Origin of the sequence: Anseongella ginsenosidimutans (assembly GCF_008033235.1) — a bacterium.
Taxonomy (GTDB): Bacteria; Bacteroidota; Bacteroidia; order Sphingobacteriales; family Sphingobacteriaceae; genus Anseongella; species Anseongella ginsenosidimutans.
Genome location: NZ_CP042432.1, coordinates 1,762,905 through 1,778,257 on the forward strand (window position 1 = coordinate 1,762,905; position 15,353 = coordinate 1,778,257).

Below are 15,353 nucleotides of genomic sequence, written 5' to 3' on the forward strand. Positions count from 1 at the left end.
CGGAACTCGGGGAAGCCGGGATCGTACAGCTGGCGGATATGCTGGCAGCTCCCGGCAAAGGGGATAACTCCAGGCTGGAATATGCAATTGGCGGCTTTTCGTTTTACGTTACCCAGCCCGGGCAGGAAAAATGGAGAGCGCTGGCCCAGCGCGCTTATTGCCTGAGCCTGGAAAAAGAAGAGAACAAAGACGTAAAGGCTTTCCTGATCAGCCAGCTGCAGATCGTAGGGGGAGAAGATGCAGTTGCCGCCCTGCAATCCTACCTGGCAGATGAGCGTTTATGCGATCCGGCTGCAAGGGCGTTAGTACATATTGCTACACCTTCCGCGGGTAAAGCCCTGCTCCTGGCGCTGGAAGACGCCCCTGAAGGCTGCCGCCTTTCCCTGGTGGAAGCCCTTGGCGACCTTCGTTACACGGAAGCGGCGGAGGCAATAGCTCCGTTTGCCGAAAGCGACGATAAAGACCTGCGTAAAGTGGCGCTGTATGCGCTGGCGAATATTGCCAGCCCTGCTTCCGCCAAAGTGCTTTCCGCATCCGCTGCCGAAAGCAATTATAATTTCGAAGAGACGAATGCAACTTCTTCTTACCTCCGTTACCTGGATCGTTTAATTGAAGACGGCGAAGATAATACAGCGGCGAAATTAGCCAGGAAGCTTATGAAAAAAGCGAAAGGCAGCGAACTTGTGCATACCCGTACGGCGGCGCTTGCGCTCCTGGCGGAGGCCCGCGGCCAGGAGGGATTGCCCTACCTGCTGAAAGCCATGAAGGATGATAGTCCGGAATACCGCCGGGCCGCGTTGAAATTTTCCGGCGATATCAGCGCGCCCGCGGCCGCAGCGGCATGGATAAAGCAGCTGCAGCGCTCAAAGGATGCAGAAGTGCAGTCAGAGATCATTGCCATGCTCGGCAATACGCAAACAAGCGCAGCCCTTCCCGTGGTAAGCGGCTTTTTAAAAGCCGGCGACCAGCAGGTCCGCCTGGCAGCCATAAAGGCCGTTCAGCAGATCGGCGGGGTGGAAGCGCTCGGCAGCCTGCTGGAAGTGATGAAGAACGGAGATGAAAAAGAAGTGCAGGCGGTTAAAGAAGCGTTGCTGGTAATGCAAGGCGATGGGCTTCCCGGCCAGGTGGCTGCGGCCCTGCCCGCCATGCCCGCCCCCGCAAAAGCTGCCCTCATTGATGTGCTGGCAGCACGGGCTGCGGATAAAAACCTGGACGTGGTCCTTGCGGAAGTGAAGAGTTCCGACAAAGCCGTACGGGCTTCGGCATTTGCTGCACTGGGTTCTATGGTTACTTCCAAAGACCTGCCCGCATTGTTTGCCCTCCTGAACCAGGTAGAAAATGATAAAGAAGTAAGCCAGGTGCAGGATGCGCTTGTGAATGCCCTGAGAGATACTGAAGGAGAGGAAGCGCAAACCAGCCTGGTGCTTGCACAAATGCAAAAGGCCGCTTCCGGGAAAAAACCGCGTTATTTAAGGCTTCTGGCAAGCATAGGCGGAGCTAAGGCGCTTCAGGCGGTCGCAGGAGCGTTTGACAGCGGAGACGCTGCAGAAAAGGAGGCAGCCTTGAACGCCCTTATTACCTGGACGGATGCAGGGGCTGCCGGTGAACTTTACAGGATCAGCCGGGAAGCAACCGGCGGCAGCGCCTCGAAAGCGCTCGAGGGTTATATAAACCTTATCAGCAAAACCGATGCTCCGCCTGCCCAAAAGCTGCTTCAGCTGCGCAAGGCTATGGAAATTGCTAAAAGCGCTGAACAGAAGAAACGCATTATCGCTGAAGTTCAAAAGACAGGGACCTTCCCCGCCCTTATATTTGCAGGCGGCTTCCTGAATGAGAGCGACGTGCAGCAGGCCGCCGCCCAGGCAGTTATGAATATTGCCCTGGATCATAAGGAATATTATGGCAGGGCGGTAAAAGAATTGCTGAATAAAACCATTGAAGTCCTGAAAGGCCAGGACAGCGACTACCAGAAGCAGGCGATCCGGAAACATCTTTCTGAAATGCCGGCTGATGACGGTTTTGTAAAGCTTTTCAACGGAAAAGACCTTAGCGGCTGGAAAGGCCTGGTGGCCAATCCCATAGAGCGGGCTAAAATGAGCGCCGCCACGCTGGCAAAAGAGCAGGAGAAAGCCGATGAGCGCATGCGCGAAGGCTGGTACGCCGAAGACGGCAACCTTATTTTTACCGGCCACGGCGATAATATTTGTACCGTGGAAGAATACGGTGACTTTGAAATGTTCATTGACTGGCAGATTGAAGCAGACGGGGACGCAGGCATTTATCTCCGGGGAACCCCCAGGTACAAATCTGGGATACTTCCCGCGTGGATGTAGGCGCCCAGGTAGGCTCGGGAGGCTTGTACAATAACCAGAAGCATCCGAGCAAGCCCCTGGTTCTGGCTGATAATGCCATTGGAGACTGGAACACCTTCCATATTATCATGAAAGGCGAAAAAGTAACGGTTTACCTGAACGGAAAGCTGGTGGTGGACAACGTGGTACTGGAAAATTTCTGGGACCGCAGCCAGCCAATATTTCCCAAAGAACAACTGGAACTGCAGGCTCATGGCACCCGCGTGGCTTACCGCGACATCTATGTTCGCCGTCTGTCCCGGGAAGGAGAAAAATTCACCCTGAGCAAAGAAGAAAAAGAAGAAGGTTTTGAAGTCCTTTTTGACGGTACCGGCCTGGAAAAATGGACCGGTAATAAGGAAGGATATGTGATTGAAAACGGGAATATCGTAATCTATCCCGAAAAAGGAAACGGTAACCTTTTCACGAAAGAGGAATACGCCGATTTTAATTTCCGTTTCGAATTCCAACTGACTCCCGGCGCCAATAACGGCCTGGGGATCCGCGCTCCGCTGGAAGGCGACGCTGCCTACCAGGGAATGGAACTGCAGATCCTGGACAATACGGCTGATATTTACAAGGACCTGCAAATATACCAGTACCACGGTTCGGTGTACGGGGTGATCCCTGCCAAACGCGGATTCCTGAAACCTGTGGGCGAGTGGAATCAGCAGGAAGTGATCGTGAAAGGCAACAAAGTTAAGGTGATCCTGAACGGGGAAGTGATCCTGGACGGAGATCTTGCTGAAGCCAGCAAGAACGGTACTATTGATCACCGGGAACATCCCGGCCTGAAAAAGGAATCCGGGCATATCGGTTTCCTGGGCCACGGCTCCGTTGTCCGTTTCCGGAATATTCGCATAAAGGATCTTGGAAAATAGCCCCGGGCGTTAAAAAAATCTGTTTTGAAAAAGCCGGCCGGCACAGAGGCCGGCTTTTTTCTTATATTGGTGCTGCAAGTTCAGGCTTAACAGAACACTAATATTCCTGACAAAAGAAAATTTAAATCATTGAATAAATGCAAGCGGTTCGTTCTCTTTTCTTTTCGCTGTTTTTAGCCTTGTCCTTTACCATTACGGCACGCGCGCAGGAGAAGCCTAATATTGTGGTGATCTTGTCGGATGATCATGCCTACCAGGCTATCAGCGCCTACAACAATGCGCTGATGCAAACGCCGAACATAGACCGGATTGCCCGCGACGGCGTACTTTTTAAGAAGGCTTATGTAACCAATTCCATTTGCGGCCCCAGCCGCGCGGTGCTGCTTACCGGGAAATACAGCCATAAAAACGGCTATAAGGACAATGCGAATTCGCATTTTGACGCCGGCCAGGACTCCTTTGCCAAAAAGCTGCAGGCAGCGGGATACCAGACCGCCTGGATTGGTAAATACCATCTTGGAAAGGAACTGCAGGGCTTTGACTATTGGCAGATCCTGCCCGGGCAGGGCCATTACTTTAACCCTGACTTCCTGTATATGGACGGCAGCCGCAAGCGAGTGGAAGGTTATGTTTCGGACGTTATTGAGGATGCCGCGGAAGACTGGCTCGACAGCCGGGACCAGGAAAAGCCCTTTTGCCTGGTCATCGGCCATAAAGCTACCCACCGTACCTGGATGCCGGATACAGCCGACCTCGGAAAATTCGATGAAGTAATAACCATACCTCCCCGTAATTTCTACGATTCCTACGATAACAGGGAAGCAGCCATGGTGCAGGACATGACCATTTCAAAGACCATGCGCCTGGATTACGATCTGAAAATGTATCCTGAAGATAGTAAAGACGGGAATATCGTTCGGATGAACCCGGCCCAGCGGGCCGCCTACAAGGCCTATTACCAGCCCATCCGGAAAGCCCTGGAGGAAGCCGGCCTGAGCGGGAGGGCCCTGACGAACTGGAAATACCAGCGTTATATGCGGGATTATTTAAGCACGGCGGTTTCTCTTGACCGCAACATTGGCCGCACGATCGACTACCTGGAGGAACACGGGCTTTGGGAAAATACCCTGGTTATTTATATGTCTGACCAGGGCTTTTTCCTTGGCGAACACGGTTGGTTTGACAAGCGCTTCATGTATGAAGAATCCTTCCGGACCCCTTTGCTGATGCACTACCCCGGCGTAATTGAACCAGGCAGCATATCTGAAGACTTTGTCATGAACCTGGACATTGCACCTACGCTACTGGATGCCGCCGGGCTGCCCGTGCCGGCTTCCATGCAGGGCCGTTCCCTGCTGCCTTTGCTGCAGGGCAAAGAAAAGGGCCGCGAAGCCATGTATTATCATTATTATGAGAACGGGGAACACGCGGTGTCTCCGCATTTCGGCATCCGGACAGAAAGGTATAAGCTGATCCGTTTTTACAAGCGGGTGAATTCATGGGAGTTGTACGACCTGGAAAAGGACCCGCGGGAAATGGATAACCTTTACGGCCGGAAGGGTTATGAAAAACGTACAGCCAGCCTCAAAAAGCAGCTGGCTTCCCTGATAAAGGAATATGAAGATAAGGAAGCATTGCTCATTTTTAACCGGCCCGTCCGGGATCAACCAGGTAATTAATATGAAACCGGCCATTTTTCTCTTTTTAGCATTCAGCCTTTTCCAACCTTCGCTGACAGCGCAGGAAAAAGTAAATATTATTTATATCTACGCCGATGACCTGGGCTACGGCGAACTTGGCTGTTACGGCCAGGAAAAGATCAGGACCCCGCACCTGGACAGAATGGCGCGTGAAGGGATGCGCTTTACGCAGCATTATACCAGTATCCCCGTTTGCGCGCCGGCCCGGGGCATGCTGCTGACGGGGATGCATGCCGGTCATGCCTATATCCGGGGTAATTATGAGTTAGGCGGTTTTGCGGACAGCCTGGAAGGCGGGCAAATGCCGCTGCACGAAGGAGCGTTCACGCTGCCCCGGATGCTGAAGCAGGTTGGCTATGCAACGGCGGCGATCGGGAAATGGGGGCTTGGCATGCACAATACGACAGGAGCGCCGCTGAAACAGGGATTTGACTATTTCTATGGTTACCTGGATCAGAAGCAGGCCCACAATTACTACCCCACGCATTTGTGGGCGAACGGCCGCTGGGACACGCTGAATAACCCACGGATCAATGTTCACCGGGCGCTGGACCCCGCTGCTGCCGGCGCGGATGATTTCGCCTATTTCAAAGGAAATGAATATTCCGGGGAGAAAATGACGGAAAAGGCCCTCGACTTTATCACGGCACATAAGGCCGGCCCCTTTTTCCTTTACCTACCCTATACCATTCCGCATGCCTCCCTGCAGGTACCGGAAAAATATACGAATGCCTACCTGGGTGAGTTTGAGGAGCAGCCTTATTACGGGCAAAACGGGTATGCCGCCGCCGAACATCCTTACGCCACCTACGCTGGAATGATCACCTTCCTGGACGCGCAGGTAGGGATGATCCTTGACCGGCTCAGGGAACTTGGGCTGGACGAAAACACGCTGGTCATGTTCTCAAGCGATAACGGCACTACCTTTAACGGCGGCGTAAACGCTGAATTCTTTAATAGTACGGGAGGGCTGCGGGGCCTCAAGCAGGACCTTTTTGAAGGAGGCATCCGCATGCCTTTCATCGCCCGCTGGCCAGGAAAAATACCGGCGGGAACGGTAAGCGACCATATTTCCGCGCAGTACGATATCATGGCCACGCTGGCCGAACTCACCGGACAGGAACTAAGGCATACCGACGGCATTAGCCTGCTGCCCACGCTGCTGGGAAAGAACGCCGCCCAGGAGAAACATGAATACCTGTATTTCGAATACCATGCAAGGGGCGGGCAGCTGGCCGTCCGCATGGGCGACTGGAAGGGGGTAAAGGTAAAACAGCAGCAGCATGCCGCTGAAAACCCCTGGATGATCTTCAACCTTCGTACCGACCCGGGGGAAACTACTAACCTGGCTGCCCGCCACCCGGAGCTGGCACGGAAATTCGATGCGATCGTGAAAGATGAACATCGCCCCGCCCATATCCGCGAATGGGAATTCCTGAACCCTAAATTCGCGCTAACAAACTAATATGCCAGGTAAAAAGAAGACCGAATATTACGGGGTAAAGGAAATAGCCCGGAGGGCGAATGTATCTATAGCCACCGTGGACAGGGTGATCCATAACAGGACCGGGGTGGCGGCCAAAACCAGGGACCGGATCAATGAGATCATTAAGGAACTTGATTACGAACCCAATATACTCGCCAGCCGGCTGGCTTCCCGCCGGGTTTTCCATTTTGCGACCCTCATCCCGGAAGTATCCGAAGAAACCGATTTCTGGCAGGCCCCGCTAAACGGGATCCGGCAGGCCGAAAAGGAAATAAAACAATACGGTGTAAACGTAGAGAAGTACTTTTTCGATCTTAACAATAAGGCATCCTTTGTGAAGGAGGCCGGCGCCATACTCAAAAGTAATGCGGACGGTGTGCTGGTGGCCCCTTCTTTCATCGAAGAGTCTGTTCAGTTCGCTGAAGCCTGCAAGCTCCGGGGAATTCCCTATGTATTCATCAACTCGGATATTCCCAACCAGGACAGTCTTTGCTATATTGGCCCCGATCTTTTCCATAGCGGCTACCTCGGCGCCCGCCTGGTCAGCTATGGTGCGGGGAACGGAAAAGTACTGGTAGTGAATATTTCCCGGGAAATGGATAACCATCATCATTTACTTAGGAAGGAAGAGGGCTTCAGGGCCTGGTTCAGGGACCATGGGAAACTTAATACGATTTTAAAAAGCGATATCCGCCAAACGGATTACACTTCGGTGGAAAGAAACTTGTCAGCTCTTTTGAAGCAGCACCGGGATGTTAACGCCATTTTTGTAACTAATTCCCGCGTGTCGGCGGTGGCTCAGTATTTTGAGCGGTCAGGCGCCAAAAACGATCTGTTATTGGTTGGCTATGACTTCCTGGAGAAAAACATCAGCTTCCTGGAAAAGAACCTCATCGACTTCCTGATCTGCCAGAAGCCGGAAGAGCAAGGCTACCGCGGCATCCGGGCGCTCTATCAAAGCCAGGTGCTGGCCAGCCCCGTGGAAAAGATACATTTCATGCCCATTGACATTATAACCAAAGAGAATTACAAAGTCTACAAAAATTAAAATTTAAATTTCTTTTGGATTCGGATTTTAATTTTTAACTTCGGGTACGTACCCGAAAAGATCCCGGTACTTCTGAACCAATATCGAGAGTTTATTTTTCAGACACGCGCAAATAACAACGCGTTTTATTTTTTTCAAATAACGGGTACGTACACGGTGTTGAAAAGATCAAACATGTCAATTAAATAAACACAAATGGAAACGGGAATTCACACAGGAATCTTTTGCCGGCCAGGACTTAAATTACTTATGATCCTTGCCGTTTTCTTAATTCCCTGCCGCGCCTGGACGCAAGCTTTGCCCTCGGTGGAAGGGCTGGTGACGGAACGGGCTACTCAGGCAGCATTGCCCGGCGCAGCGGTTACCCTAAAAGGCTCCGGCCGTGGCGTCACCACGGATGCGGAAGGCCGTTTTAAATTAAGCGACGTGCCCGCGAATGCGGTACTTGTGATCAGTTATGTGGGCTACCAGACGACAGAGGTACCGGTAGCGGGGCAGTCAAACCTGCAGATCCGCCTGGATGCGGTCGTGGAGGCATTGGATGAAATGGTCGTGGTGGGCTACGGCAGCGTTAAAAAAAGTTCGGTCACTTCGGCCATATCAAAAATTGAGAATACAATCCTGGATCAAATGCCCGCGGGCAGGCCGGAATCAGCCCTGGTGGGAAGAATGGCTGGTGTTAATATTACGCAGGAAAGGAGTTCCCCCGGCGCAGCTCCTACGATCACGATCCGCGGCCCCGGATCTATCTCGGCGAGCAATGATCCGCTCATTGTCATCGACGGCTTTCCCGGCGGCAGTTTCAATAATATCAATATGAACGATGTGGAATCGATCGAGGTGCTGAAGGATGCCTCTTCGGCGGCCATTTATGGTTCCAGGGGCGCAGGAGGCGTTATTATTATTACCACGAAGAAGGGAAAGCAGGGGAAATCGAGGCTCAACTTTAACAGCTACGCAGGTATTGCCGTTCCCATGGTACACGGCCCGGAAAACTGGGCCGCCGGCGGCCAGGATTTTTATGATTATACGGTCCGCTATATTAACAGGGATTTCGCCTGGACCGGCGGGGACCCCTCCCTGCCCTTGTGGGGGATGACAGGCGTCCGGCCCAGTACCGGGTGAACCCCGTGATTGCGGAGGGAAACCATAACTGGGAAGATATTTTGCTGAATCCGGAGCCTATTCAGAATTATAGCCTGTCCCTGTCAGGCGGCGGAAAGGAGTCTGATTACTACATATCGGGCACCTTCAGAGATGAACGGGGGACCATTATGAATACCGGGTACCGGCAGTACGCGCTCCGGGCCAATGTGAACCTGGAGATCAGTCCGCGGTTCAGGGCGGGGTTCATGATCAGCCCCAATTATTCCGAGCGGCAGACCTATCCGGGAGGCTTGCAGAACCTGGTCAAAATGCCGCCTTTCCTTTCCCCGGAGAAGCAGGAAGACGGCAGTTATCTCCGGCCCCTGGATTACTGGGGGTCGACCGTTTCTTCCGGGGTAAATCCGCTTGCTACCCTTGAGGGCACGCATAATCATACCAATGCTTTTAATAATGTAGGTGAAGTTTACGGGGAGCTGGACCTGGCGGATGGGCTGGCGATCAGGTCTTCTTTTGGATTTAATATTTCCTATGCGACCACCGATAATTTCCAGGAATCCCGCGCTACCAATCTTAACCGCCCTACCGGCAATGCCGCTGATTCAAGGGTGTATAACCTGATCAATGAAAATGTGCTGAGCTATAGCCGGGACTTTAATGAGGTGCATAACTTTACGGGGATACTGGGGGCGTCATACCAATACAATACTTCGCGGGCTTCAGCCCTGGCCGCTGAGCCGGGAAGCTTTGCCAATGAGATCATTCCCACGCTGAATAACGCGATCATTTCCCCGGGAGGAAGTTACACTTCCAAGTCGCAGTGGGGCCTGACTTCCTACTTCGCCAGGATCAATTACGGGTACAATGAAAAGTATCTTCTTTCCGCTTCTATCCGTACCGATGGAAGTTCCCGCTTCGGACCGGAAACCCGCTGGGGCTATTTTCCTTCGGCCTCGGCTGCCTGGAGAATTTCACGGGAAGACTTCTTTAAGCCCGTCCGGTTCATCAACGAGCTGAAGCTTCGGGCCAGCTACGGCGTTGTCGGCAATTTCAATATCGGGGATTTTCAATACCTGGGCACTATAGGGGACGCCTTGTATTCTCCCGGCGGCCAGCTGATCCAGGGCCAGGCGCAGGCTTCCATTGGAAATCCGGCGCTGAAATGGGAAAGGACGCAAAGCTATGATATAGGCATGGAACTGGGCCTTTTTAATAACCGGGTGAGCCTGGTGGCGGATCATTATAATAAGCTTACCAAAGACCTGCTGTATAATGTGAGCATTCCGGCCATTTCCGGGTTTACCAATGCCATCGTCAATGTCGGGGATATCAGGAACAAAGGTTTCGAACTGGAACTGACCACCAGGAACCTTATCCGCGATTTTAAATGGGGAACTTCGGTTAACTTTTCAATCAATAAGAACGAGGTAACTAACCTCGGGGGCGGCGTAGACCAGGTGATCAACACACACAGCCGCGGAATGGCCTGGATACTGAGGGAAGGGCAGCCGATGTTTTCCTATTACGGCTACCGGCAGGCGGGAGTTATTCAGACCGAAGAGGAACTCGGGCGCGTTCCTGTCATGGCGGGGCAGTTTCCGGGAACGGTCCGGTACGACGATGTGAACGGCGACGGTGCCATCACCCCCGAAGACAGGGTCATGCTTGGCAGTTTTATGCCCGATATCGTTATGGGAATGGTCAACGATCTTTCCTGGAAGAATTTTGACCTGAGCATTGCCATTCAGTCTTCGCTGGGTGCGAAAATGTACAACCTGGAGAACCTGTATTACCAGGGCCCTACAGTAAGCGCTTTTCTTCTGCCGGTGGTAGAAGGGCAGTGGTGGTCGGAACAGGAGCCGGGCGACGGACAGCACCCCGCTACCTCCCTGGCCGCACTGGAATACGTTGGCAACAGCGATTACTACCTGGAAGATGCTTCCTTTCTTGCGGTGAGGAATATAAACCTGGGTTTCACCTTTCCTGTTCCCGTTGTGGAAAAATTACGGCTCAGTCATTTGCGGTTATATCTTTCGGTAAGCAATGCCTTCCTGCTGAAAAGCAAGGGCTTCAATGGATATAACCCCGAAGGTTATACCGATAATGGCATTGACGGGATAAACAGTATGCCCGGACTGAATAACGGGGCGGAGCCTGTTTCGAGGATCTTTGCACTTGGCCTTAATGCGAACTTCTAAATCCTGATGTCATGAAAACAAGATATTCTTCACTCTACTTCGTGGTAATGCTTATGCTGGCCATTCCGGCCTGCGAGGTGGTAGATCTGGATCCTGTGTCCACGCTTACCGAAGCGAATTTCTACAAGACAGCTGACGATATGGATAAGGCTGTGCTGGGCGTTTACAGCCGCTACCAGTCCAGGATGCCCCGCGACTGGACATTGCTGGAAATGCCTACGGACCATCTGTATATGTCCAGCTACCGGCATATAGGCGGCCTGGAAGCGATCAATAACCTGGATTTTCAGCCTCAGAACGATATTATCAGGAACTTCTGGCAAAGCACTTATAACGGGATAGCAAGGGCCAATACAGTGCTTACCTACCTTGACGTGCCGGATGACTATATCGGTACCCGGAAAGAGCAGCTGGAAGCAGAGGCAAAATTTATGCGGGCGCTCTTCTATTTCGACCTGGTCAGGGTGTTCGGCGGCGTGCCGAAGGTGACAGGCATCCTTTCTATCGACGAGTCGAGGGAAACTCCCAGGGCACCGGCAGAGGAAATATACGCGCTGATCATCGCCGATCTGACGGACGCTATTCAAAAGCTGCCCGGCCAGGAAGCGATGGCAAGAGGCAGGGCCACTAAAGGGGCGGCCGTTGCTTTGCTGGGTAAGGTGTACATATACATGGAAGACTGGGAAAATGCCTACCGCTATCTTGAGCAGGCGGATGAATTTCACTATCGCCTGCTTGATGATTTCGCTTCTCTCTGGAAGGTCGCAAATGAAGATAATGACGAGGTAATATTCGCCATGAAATACATCGAAAATGAGAACGGGCACCTGCTTTCCTCGGATTTCATACCTTATTTCGGCGTGGAAGGAGTGGCTTCAAGCGGCCTTGAAGTGGCGCTGCTTGCCTGGGGGCTTCATAAAGAATACGATCCTGCCGACACCCGGAAAGCGGCCACCGTTGCCGAGTACTGGAAGGCGCCTGGCAGCGCCGGACCGGAGGAATGGAGGCCCTATGTGAAAAAGTTCGCAGTACCCCATTCGGGAAGGACTTCTTCCGGGCTGGATCTGCCTGTGCTTCGGTACGCGGATATCCTTCTTTTAAAAGCGGAAGCGCTTTACCATCTGAACCGGCCCGCGGAAGCCCTGGCGGAATTGAATAAGGTGCGTGCCAGGGCATTCGGGAATACATCGCATAACTATACGCTGGCTGATATTGCCTCACCGGAGGACTTCCTGGACAAGCTGCTGCTGGAACGTCAGCTGGAGCTGGCATTTGAGAACCAGCGCTGGTTTGACCTGGTGCGGACCGGTCGCTTCATGGAAGAACTGGACCAGGTGGAATGGAGCTATAACAAGGCTACCGAAACGCCGCAGGTGGTTGACCTGGACCCCAGGCCCCATTTCAAGTATTTTCCTATTCCGCAGCATGAAATTGACCAGGCCAGCCCCGGCGTGCTGACACAAAACGAAGGATATTGAACACGAGCAGAAGAAAATTTTTCAGGAATGCCGCCGGCATAGCGGGCGGTTTAGCAGCCTCGGGAGCCCTGGCATCCGTGGGCGAACAAGTTCCGGTTTCTCCCGGCAGCCATGCCACCCGGCGCCGGGGTATTCCCCTGATGGAGCAGGTGATGAGTTACCGTAAAATTGATTCCCATGCGCATGTCTATTTTTCTCCGGAAAGCCCCGGCGTTCAGCTCGCTTTTGCCGACAGGCTGGGCATTGAAAAACTGGTCATTTCCCGTCCTATGCGGCCCGGCAGTAAGGGTACGCCGGAGGAGTTCCGGGAGTGCAATGATCTGGTGCTGAGATGCGTCAGGGAATATCCTGACAGGTTCATCGGGCAAATGACCCTGAACCCGCAGTTCCGGCGGGAGTCAATGGAGGAAGTTGCCCGCTGCATAGACCAGGGAATGGCAGGGCTGAAAGTATACAATCACGTAAAGATCAACGATCCGTTGTTCTATCCCATCATTGAAAAATTTATTGATCTGAAGATGATCATCCTGATGCATGTAGGCATTGGCAAATCGCGCATTACCTATGATGCCGGGGAACCGCCAAATGTTTCCATTCCGTCCGATTTTGTGGAGGCCGCCGCGCGGTATCCCGAGGCCATGTTCCAGTTTGCGCACCTGGCGGGCGGGGAAGACTGGGAAGATGCCTGCAAGGCGCTAAAAGGGTCGCCCAATGTGTATGTGGATATATCCGGCAGCAATAATGACGCGGAGATCGTGGATTTTGCCCTTGAATACCTTGGGGAGGACCGGATCTTTTTTGGCTGCGATAATAGCTTTTACCAGGGGGTGGGGCATGTGCTGGCCGCGCGTTTGAGCGAATCCCAGCGGAAGAAGGTGTTTTTCGAAAACTACAATAAGATCTTAGGTAAATGCGGAAGAAATGTTGATTGACGGAAACGCATATATAGGCCACTGGCCGTTTCGCCGCCGGAAATACGGTACCTGCGAAGCGCTGCTGGGAAGAATGAACGAATTTGGCGTGGAACTGTCCGTAATCAGCGCCCTGGAAGGTGTTTTTTACAAGAACCCCCAGACGACTAACCGGGAATTGTATGAGCAGCTGCAGGCTCAGCGCAAATTCCGGGAGCGCCTGATCCCCTTTGCGGTTATAAACCCTATCTATGGAGGATGGAAAGACGATATAGAGGTATGCACCACGCGGTTCCGGATGAAAGGGATCCGCTTGTACCCCAAATACCACGGCTACCGGATAGATCATCCTCATTGCATTGAAACGGTAAAGATAGCCCGGGATAAGGGCCTGCCTGTCGCCTTTTCGCTGCGTATGGTGGACAGCAGGCCCAGTTCCTGGCTGGACATCCGGGAGGAATGGGCGCTGAAAGACGTGCTTCCCATTATCAGGGCGGTTCCGGATGCGAAGTACCTGATCCTGAACCTGGCCGGCAGCCTGAAGCTGAGCGGGGAAGAAACGGAACTGCTCCGGGGAGCGGACCTGGTCATGGATACTTCCGGAAGGTCCCTGACGGAACTCGGGCGGTTAATAAAGGTATTCGGGCCGGACAAGTTCGTGTTCGGAACGCATTCGCCCATCCTGGATTACTGCACGGGCTTGCTCAGGATCGAATCCCTGCACCCGGAAGAAGCGGGCGAAGAGGTAAAAGAAGGCCTGTACTCAGAAAATATCAGTCGGTTTTGTAACTTAAAGACATGAAGAGACGCAATTTTTTAAAACAGGGCGCCCTTGCCGGCGCAGGCGCGGCGGTTACAATAAGCGGGGGTGCGCTCCTCTCAGCAGGGCTCGCTTCTCCCATGCCGGCATCTCCCCCGCCGGCCGGCATAGCAGGGGAGATTGCTAAGCCCGCGATCCTTGGCGGCAGGCCCGTCCTGTCCGGCAACTGGCCAGGCTGGCCCATCTGGAATCCGGAAACGGATGAAAAAAGGATAATAGAAGTATTAAGGAGCGGGAGATGGTCCCGAAGCGAAGTGGTGAGCGAGTTCGAGGAAAAATGGGCGGCGGCAGTAGGTGCAAAGCGATGCCTGGCGGTAGTTAACGGAACGAATGCCCTGATCGCTTCGCTGGTGCAGCTGGGTATAGGCGGCGGGGATGAAGTGATCGTGCCTCCCTATACGTTCATTGCTACGGTCGCGGCGGTGCTGGCAACCGGGGCCATGCCTGTTTTTGCTGATACGGATCCCGAAACCTTCCAGATCGATACCCGGAAGATCGAAGCAAAGATCACTTCACGTACCCGGGCTATCCTGCCGGTTCATATCCTGGGGCTGCCTGCGGATATGGGCAGGATCATGGAAATTGCCAGCAAGCATGATCTTGTGGTGGTTGAGGACGCCTGCCAGGCATGGCTCGCGGAGATCAACGGCAAGAAGGCAGGTACCTTTGGCCATGCAGGTTGTTTTAGTTTTCAGAATTCAAAGAACCTGCCAATCGGCGAAGGAGGGGCGATCGTAAGCGATGATGAGGAATTTATGGACCGCTGCTATTCCTATCATAATTACGGAATGCCTTATGGTACCCTTGTCGGCGCGGTAGGCGCCGGCAGTATTATGGCGGGAACAAAACTCCGGCTAACGGAATACCAGGCTGCCATAGGGCTGGCCCAGCTGGAACGGCTGGAAGGACAAACGGCCAGGCGGAACGAAAATGCCGGCTATTTAAAAAAACAGATACAGGATATTCCCGGCATCACCCCCTATAAGCTTTATGATAATGTGACAAGGGCGGCCTTCCATCTTTTCGCTTTCAGGTACCGGAAGGAAGCGTTCAAAGGGCTTCCCAGGGCGGGGTTCCTGAAGGCGCTCCGGGCGGAAGGTGTTCCCTGTTCCAGCGGTTATGCTACACTGAATAACCAGCCTTACCTGGCACAGGCCTTTCAGACGAAGAATTTCAGGAAGATGTACCCCGAAGAAATGCTGGATATTGACCTGTACCTGGAGCGTAATCAATGTCCTGAGAACGACCGCTTATGCAATGAAGAAGCGGTATGGATCCCGCAGAATGTCCTGCTGGGAACCGCGGCGGACATGGGCGATATAGCCCTTGCCATTGAAAAAATACATAAAAATGCGGACCGCATTCAAAAATAAAAG

General features: G+C 53.1%; 9 protein-coding genes and 1 pseudogene. All 10 read left to right on the top strand.

The window, feature by feature from the left end:
• Positions 1-370 precede the first annotated feature (370 nt).
• The 10 genes and pseudogenes from FRZ59_RS07470 (at position 371) to FRZ59_RS07515 (ending at position 15,350) form a co-directional block, all read left to right on the top strand.
• A pseudogene (locus FRZ59_RS07470) lies at positions 371-3,232 on the top strand (3-keto-disaccharide hydrolase).
• Positions 3,233-3,369: 137 nt separating this feature from the next.
• Positions 3,370-4,911 carry a sulfatase family protein gene (locus tag FRZ59_RS07475; protein WP_132129306.1) on the top strand — a complete coding sequence of 514 codons (1,542 nt, stop codon included), beginning with the start codon at positions 3,370-3,372 and terminating at the stop codon, positions 4,909-4,911.
• On the top strand, positions 4,850-6,397 hold the full coding sequence (locus tag FRZ59_RS07480) for an arylsulfatase (RefSeq protein ID WP_225975237.1): 1,548 nt from the start codon (positions 4,850-4,852) through the stop codon (positions 6,395-6,397). The genes FRZ59_RS07475 and FRZ59_RS07480 overlap by 62 nt, the downstream gene beginning before the upstream one ends.
• A 1-nt stretch (position 6,398) precedes the next feature.
• Positions 6,399-7,466 (top strand): LacI family DNA-binding transcriptional regulator, encoded by a 1,068-nt coding sequence (locus tag FRZ59_RS07485; RefSeq protein ID WP_132129307.1) that lies wholly within the window; start codon positions 6,399-6,401, stop codon positions 7,464-7,466.
• A gap of 195 nt (positions 7,467-7,661) precedes the next feature.
• Positions 7,662-8,591: a TonB-dependent receptor plug domain-containing protein gene (locus tag FRZ59_RS07490; RefSeq protein WP_147698272.1), complete on the top strand. Its 930-nt coding sequence runs from the start codon at positions 7,662-7,664 to the stop codon at positions 8,589-8,591.
• Entirely contained in the window at positions 8,555-10,768 is a 2,214-nt protein-coding gene (locus tag FRZ59_RS07495; protein ID WP_158640563.1) for a SusC/RagA family TonB-linked outer membrane protein, read from the top strand. Before FRZ59_RS07490 ends, FRZ59_RS07495 begins: the two co-directional genes overlap by 37 nt.
• 11 nt (positions 10,769-10,779) lie before the next feature.
• On the top strand, positions 10,780-12,246 hold the full coding sequence (locus tag FRZ59_RS07500) for a RagB/SusD family nutrient uptake outer membrane protein (RefSeq protein WP_132129309.1): 1,467 nt from the start codon (positions 10,780-10,782) through the stop codon (positions 12,244-12,246).
• Positions 12,243-13,178 carry an amidohydrolase family protein gene (locus FRZ59_RS07505; protein ID WP_225975238.1) on the top strand — a complete coding sequence of 312 codons (936 nt, stop codon included), beginning with the start codon at positions 12,243-12,245 and terminating at the stop codon, positions 13,176-13,178. Before FRZ59_RS07500 ends, FRZ59_RS07505 begins: the two co-directional genes overlap by 4 nt.
• Complete coding sequence (locus FRZ59_RS07510; protein WP_132129310.1) at positions 13,168-13,959, top strand: amidohydrolase family protein; 792 nt, start codon at positions 13,168-13,170, stop codon at positions 13,957-13,959. The genes FRZ59_RS07505 and FRZ59_RS07510 overlap by 11 nt, the downstream gene beginning before the upstream one ends.
• On the top strand, positions 13,956-15,350 hold the full coding sequence (locus tag FRZ59_RS07515; RefSeq protein WP_132129311.1) for a DegT/DnrJ/EryC1/StrS family aminotransferase: 1,395 nt from the start codon (positions 13,956-13,958) through the stop codon (positions 15,348-15,350). The genes FRZ59_RS07510 and FRZ59_RS07515 overlap by 4 nt, the downstream gene beginning before the upstream one ends.
• Positions 15,351-15,353 lie beyond the last annotated feature (3 nt).